This is a genomic window from Agathobaculum desmolans ATCC 43058 (genome assembly GCF_000701665.1).
In the GTDB taxonomy this organism is placed as follows: domain Bacteria; phylum Bacillota; class Clostridia; order Oscillospirales; family Butyricicoccaceae; genus Agathobaculum; species Agathobaculum desmolans.
In genome coordinates, this window is sequence record NZ_JNJN01000037.1 from 22488 (window position 1) to 28749 (window position 6262).

A 6262-nucleotide genomic window follows, 5' to 3' on the forward strand; every position below is an offset into this window, starting at 1 on the left:
CCTCCTTTACAGTGCCGCGATGATATTTTTCAGGCCGGATGCCTGCTCAAAGGCCAAACCGGCGTTCAGCAGGGTCTGCTCGCCGAAGCGCGGGCCGATGAGCTGCATACCGATCGGCATTTTGTTCTGATCGAAGCCGCAGGGCTGCACCAGACCCGGCAGACCCGCGATGTTGACCGATACCGTGCAGATATCGCCGGCATACATTTCAAGCGGGTTGGTCGTTTTGGCGCCGATCTCATACGCGGTGGTCGGCGCGACCGGGGTCAGGATTACATCGCACTTTTCAAAGGCAGCGGCAAACTCTTCACGGATCTTGCGCTGTGCCGCACGCGCTTTTTTATAATAGGCATCATAATAGCCGGAGGACAGCACATAGGTGCCCAGCATGATGCGGCGCTGCACCTCTGCACCGAAGCCTTCCGAGCGGGATTTGGTATACAGTGCGATCAGATCATCGCCTGCGTTCGGCGTGCGGTAGCCGTATTTTACACCGTCAAACCGCGCCAGATTGGACGATGCCTCAGCAGAGGACAGGATGTAATACACCGGCAGTGCATATTCAACCAGCGGCAGCGAGATTTCAAATACCTCAGCGCCGAGATTTTTGTAGGTTTCCGCAGCGGCAAGCACATGCTCGCGCACCTCATCCGAAATACCGGCGCCGAAATACTCCTTCGGCAGACCGATCTTCATGCCCTTGATGTCGGCGTTCAGGTTAGCGCGTGTCGAGCCTGCAAACGGCGCCTGCACCGAGGTCGAATCATGCAGCGGGTCATGGCCGGTGATCGCGTCAAACAGCATCGCCGTATCCTCGACCGAACGGCCGAACGGGCCGATCTGGTCAAGCGACGACGCAAAGGCGATCAGGCCGTAGCGGGATACCGCGCCGTACGTCGGCTTGAGGCCGACCACGCCGCAGAACGATGCCGGCTGGCGGATCGATCCGCCGGTATCCGAGCCAAGCGACAGAGGGACTTCGCCCGATGCCACGACCGCCGCCGAGCCGCCGGACGAGCCGCCCGGAACACGGTTCAGGCCGTGCGGGTTGTGTGTCGGATGAACAGCGGAGTTTTCACAGGAAGAACCCATTGCAAACTCATCCATATTCGCCTTGCCGGTCATAACGATATCATGCGCTGCCAGCTTGTCCATCACTGTGGCGTTATACGGCGGCTTGAAGTTATGCAGGATCTTGGAAGCGCAGGTGGTCAGCGTCCCCTTGGTGCAAATGTTGTCCTTAATTGCAACCGGAATACCGGCCAGTGCGGACAGTTCCTCCCCGGCGGCGCGCTTCCGGTCCACCGCTTCCGCCTGCGCCAGCGCAGCTTCTTCGGTGACGGTTACATAACCCTGCACCTTGTCTTCCACTGCTGCGGTGCGGGCGAAAACGTCCTTCGCCAGCTCGACCGCTGAAATTTCCTTGCTTGCCAGCAGAGCGGACAGCTCGGCCGCTGTTTTTTCGTAAAGTGCCATATTCTGTCCCTCCTCTTATTCGACCACGCGCGGAACGGCAACGCCGCCCGCCTGAAAATCCGGTGCGTTCGGCTCGATCAGCTCATCCGGGGTATATTCCTGAATGACCTCATCCTCGTGGAACGCGTTCTTGCGCTCGGTGTTGATCACGTCGGTGATGTCGCCCAAGTCCAGTTCGGCCAGCTTGTCCACCATGCCGACGATACCCTGCATGTCGTCCGCCAGACGGTCAAAAATACCGCCTGTCGAGTCCAGACGCGCAAGGGATGCGATGTGTTCAATTTCTTTTCTCGAAATTGCCATGTCAAGATTCCTCCTGCTCTATCATTTTTTTGAATTCTTCTTCTGTTAAAACCGGAATGCCCAGTTCCGCCGCTTTTTGCAGCTTGCTGCCTGCGTTTTCTCCGGCTACGACATAGCTCGTTTTTTTGGAAACCGAGCCGGACGCCTTGCCGCCAAGCGATTCGATCAGGTCGTTGATCTCCTTGCGGGTATAAAGCGTCAGGCTGCCCGTAGCCACAATGGTCTTGCCTGCCAGCAGATCGCTTTTCGCGGTTTTTTCTCCGATAAAATTAACGCCTGCCGCACGCAGCTTTTCAATGAGCACCTGCGACTGCTCGAGCGCACGCCACGCGGCGATGCTTTCCGCAGTGGTCTGCCCAATATCGCGGATGGCGGTCATTTCCTCCACCGACGCCGCCAGCAGCGCATCCAGACTGCCGAAATGGTCGCTCAGCACCCTGCCCGCTTTTTGGCCGACGTGCCGGATCCCGAAGGCGAACAGCAGCCGCGACAGGTCACGCGTTTTGCTTGCCTCGATGCCGCGCAGCAGGTTATTCGCCCATGTGTCCACCTTTTTGCCGAGCGGTAACAACTGCTCGACCGTCAGGTCATACAGGTCGGCGGCAGATTTCACCAGTCCCGCATCAATCAGCTTTTGCAAGTTGCCTTCGCCGCAGCCGTCGATATCCATGGCATCACGCGAGGCAAAATGCATCAGGTTGCGCAGCAGCTGTGCAGGGCAGGCCGCACCGGTGCAGCGGATCGCCGCTTCCTCTTCATCGTTAAACACCGGCGCGCCGCACACCGGACAAAATGCCGGCATTTCATAGGGCTGCGTCTGCGCGGGGCGCTTATCTGCCACGACCCCGATGATTTCGGGGATGATCTCGCCCGCCTTGCGGACGGATACCGTATCGCCGATGCGCACATCCAGCTGGCGGATAAAATCGCGGTTATGCAGTGTTGCGTGGGCAACCGTCGTGCCCGCCAGCCGCACCGGTTCGAGTACGGCGTTCGGCGTCAGCACGCCTGTCCGACCGACTGAGATCACAATATCCCGAAGCAGGGTCTGCTTGACCTCGGGCGGGTATTTATATGCCGCCGCCCACCGCGGGAACTTGGCCGTTGAGCCGAGCACGCTGCGCTGTGCAAAAGAATTGACCTTGACGACTGCACCGTCGATATCAAAATCCAGCTCGCCGCGCGTTTCACCCATATGCTCGATCTCACGCTGCACCTCCATCGGCGCAGCATAAACCGGATACCGCGGACTGACCGGAAACCCCAGCCGTTTGAGATAATCCAGCGCTGCTGTATGGCTTTCCAGCGCCAGCTCATCCGTATTCTGAATATTAAAACAGAAAATCGAAAGCTTGCGTGCCTTGGTGATCCGGCTGTCCTTTTGCCGCAGCGAACCCGCCGCCGCATTGCGCGGATTGGCGAGCAGCGGCTTTTCGTGCAGCTCGAGTTCGCGGTTGAGCATCTCAAATACGGACCGTTTCATATAAACTTCACCGCGCACGATCAGGTGCGGCGGTGCGTTTTCGAGCTTTTGCGGGATCTCCCGAATGGTTTTAAGGTTGGCGGTCACATCCTCGCCCACCTGACCGTCGCCGCGCGTTGCGCCGCGTACAAATACGCCGTCCACATATTCCAGCGCAACAGAAAGACCGTCGATCTTATATTCGACTACATATTCTGTTTGCCCGACTGCACCCTCTACACGGGTATAAAACTCTGTCAGCTCATCAAAGGAAAATACATCCTGCAGGCTTTCCAGCGGATACGCATGCTGCACCTTGGCAAACCGGCCTGAAGCACTGCCGCCAACCCGCCGTGTTGGGGAATTTTCATCCGCCAGCTCAGGATGCTCGGCCTCCAGCGCACGCAGCTCGCGCTGCATCATGTCGTATTCGTAATCCGAAATTTCCGGTGCATCTTCATTATAATATTTTTCATTGTGATACCGCAGCGTTTCACGCAGTGCGGTGATCTGCCCGAGGGCATCCATGCAAGCACCCCTTCACATTCCAATACAGAATATAGTATACCAAATCTTTGGCCTGTTCGGAAGTATTATTTTCCGTTTTCCGAGGAATTATCATAATCACTGATCTCGCCCAGCAAGTCCCCGCTCAGTTCATCGATCTGCGTATACCGGTCCGGCACCGTGCCGACAATCACCGTATCTGTTACCGGAAAGCGGGTCACTATCTCGCGGTCCTCCGCGCCGAGCGGCGTTAAAATGCGGAAGCCCGCGTGTATCTCGATGATGATATTATGACGGGTCTGGTTGATGCCGGCGGCAGAAAACGCGCTGATGAATTCCGCCTCCATCTGCGTCAAGCCTGCCATGCCGATATCCACGCTCGGCCCCATGCCGCTGAAATAATGCGGTGCGAACACTGTGCCGAGCGGCACTTCGACCGTGGTATGCTCCAAATCCTCCAACCGTTCGAACAGCCCGTTAACAAGCTGCGCCTTGATCCGTCCTATCGCCAGCACATCGGTGCGCAGCGCGGTCACATGGTTTTCACTGTCCCGCTCCAGTATGACCATATCAGCGTAGGTGCCGGGGTCGGAAAACACCAGCTCCTGCATCAGGTTGTTGATCTCCTGCAATGCGCTGTCCTCGCACACGTTGGCGGCATATTCCAGAAATATACGCTGCAGCCGCGCAGCTGTGATCATCCCTGCGGCCGCTGTAACCAACACAAAAAACAACAGCAGCACCGTTCTGCCCTGTTTGTGATATCTGCGCCGCCGCATCCGTCCGCCTCCTTCGGGGTCAGTATACGCCGGAGGAAAAGAAAAAAGAAGCGTCCTTGAACAAATCCGGTAAAAACGGACAACAGACAAAACACCCCTTGATGTAAGAAAATAAAGCTACATCAGGGGGCATCGCTATATGCAAGAGAAAATATACACCAGATTTTGATTTTATCCTTTCTTGCTGCTATCTAAGAATATATGCTCTCTATGATATTCCATGTGTTTTATACTTTTTTCAGAAATCGTAATTTTCATATTGTCTCTCAAATTTAAAGAGATTCTGTCATTGTGATTTAACTCATCCGAAATCATCATACTTTTTCTGCTTCATCCCAAGCACTACCAGATTTTCGTCCTTCATAATCTGTCGTACTACTTTTCCTGATAGGATAATCCTTTCCTGTTTAAGTGCTTGATGAAGGCATCTATATCCATAGACCCCTCTGTTTTCCCGGAAAAGCAATTTGATTTTTCGCGATACCGCATATATTTATCAGGCTTAAATAATAAAAGCACTCCGAATGGAGTGCCTTTATTAACTGGTGGGAGGTGGTGGATTCGAACCACCGAAGTCATAGACGACAGATTTACAGTGTGGAGTAAACCCGCATCCGTAGGGCATCTGCGGTATTTTTCCCTTAAAATTCCCTTGTAAAACACGAAAAATCCCCTCTGCAGGCCAGCACAAAACCGGTTTACGGAGGGGATTTCCTTTGCTTACTTCGACGCCGCAGGGCTTACTTCTCCCGTTTTTTCTATCGATACCCCGCCGTCTACCTGCAGCGCGGGCGGCCGTCCCGTATCATACAAATACGGCGGCGCCCTCACCTTATCATTCATCGACCTGTCCGGATGATCACTTCACAATCCTATCCAGCAGCGCAAACACATCACCGCGGGTGATGAGATCATCGAAGCGAGTATCTTCAATCTCCACGCCCTTGGCGATCAGGCTGTCGTAGTGTTTTTGCGCCCAGTGCTCTTTTTCCGGCTGCACCAGTTCATCGTCCGGCTTCTCCTCCGGCTCATCGTAAGCCAACCCCAGCGTATCCAGAATCCCCTTCGCATACGCCACACCGAACTTCTGCTGATCGGCCAGCGTGTCGACCTGCGCGGCGTCCGCCTTGGTGTCGACAAACACGCCCTCGCAGATCACTGCCGGACAAACCGTATCGCGGATAAACGCATAGTAGTCACCGCGCCTGCCCTTGCGGGTTTTAACACCACGGCTGTTCTGCCCGATCGCCTTGACCTGCTTCTCGATATTCTGCGCGAGCACCTTGCCCGTGCCGCCGTGGATCGTGTGGAACACCTCGAAGCCGTCGCCGCCGCCCGAATTATTGTGAATGTCCACGGCCAGATCGGGGTCATAGGCGTTGCACTCGCGCACCTCCTGACTGACTGTGTCGTTCTCATCCTTGGTGCGGCTCATGCGGACATCCACGCCATACGCGGCGAGGAAATCACGGCAGGCCAGCGCCATCGTGAGGTTGACATCTTTCTCCACCAGATAGCCGACCGCACCGGAATCGCTGCCGCCGTGACCGACGCCGATAAATACCTTCTTCTTGCCCATCGGTTTGCCCTCCTTGTTCTTTTTTCTCATACATACTACGCTGCACACCGGGCGGCCGTTCGCCCCCTCACGCTCCGGGGCGAACAGATAGCCGTCACCGGCGCGGTACATGCCCGTCGAACCGCCCGCATCCTGCACCAGCAGCAGGTCGATGGT

The 6262-nt window shown here is 55.9% G+C and carries 6 protein-coding genes; all 6 read right to left on the reverse strand.

What is annotated here, in order from left to right:
* Positions 1–6: 6 nt before the first annotated feature.
* On the reverse strand, positions 7–1476 hold the full coding sequence (gene gatA / locus T363_RS0109930) for an Asp-tRNA(Asn)/Glu-tRNA(Gln) amidotransferase subunit GatA (protein WP_031475447.1): 1470 nt from the start codon (positions 1474–1476) through the stop codon (positions 7–9).
* A 15-nt stretch (positions 1477–1491) separates the two neighbouring features.
* Positions 1492–1779, reverse strand: coding sequence for an Asp-tRNA(Asn)/Glu-tRNA(Gln) amidotransferase subunit GatC (gatC, locus tag T363_RS0109935; protein ID WP_031475449.1), 288 nt, complete (start codon positions 1777–1779; stop codon positions 1492–1494).
* 1 nt (position 1780) lies between these two features.
* Positions 1781–3769: an NAD-dependent DNA ligase LigA gene (gene ligA, locus T363_RS0109940; RefSeq protein WP_031475451.1), complete on the reverse strand. Its 1989-nt coding sequence runs from the start codon at positions 3767–3769 to the stop codon at positions 1781–1783.
* A gap of 65 nt (positions 3770–3834) precedes the next feature.
* Complete coding sequence (yunB, locus tag T363_RS0109945; RefSeq protein ID WP_031475453.1) at positions 3835–4527, reverse strand: sporulation protein YunB; 693 nt, start codon at positions 4525–4527, stop codon at positions 3835–3837.
* 301 nt (positions 4528–4828) lie between these two features.
* On the reverse strand, positions 4829–4993 hold the full coding sequence (locus T363_RS16805) for an IS3 family transposase (protein ID WP_161645962.1): 165 nt from the start codon (positions 4991–4993) through the stop codon (positions 4829–4831).
* Positions 4994–5386: 393 nt separating this feature from the next.
* On the reverse strand, positions 5387–6262 hold an 876-nt coding region (locus tag T363_RS15185), incomplete at its 5' end, for an N-acetylmuramoyl-L-alanine amidase (protein WP_051643215.1).

What these genes read in the sequence shown, in the direction of transcription:
- gatA (WP_031475447.1), bottom strand. Translation starts at nt 1,476, where the DNA reads ATGGCACTTTACGAAAAAACAGCGGCCGAGCTGTCCGCTCTGCTGGCA.
- gatC (WP_031475449.1), bottom strand. Translation starts at nt 1,779, where the DNA reads ATGGCAATTTCGAGAAAAGAAATTGAACACATCGCATCCCTTGCGCGT.
- ligA (WP_031475451.1), bottom strand. Translation starts at nt 3,769, where the DNA reads ATGGATGCCCTCGGGCAGATCACCGCACTGCGTGAAACGCTGCGGTAT.
- yunB (WP_031475453.1), bottom strand. Translation starts at nt 4,527, where the DNA reads ATGCGGCGGCGCAGATATCACAAACAGGGCAGAACGGTGCTGCTGTTG.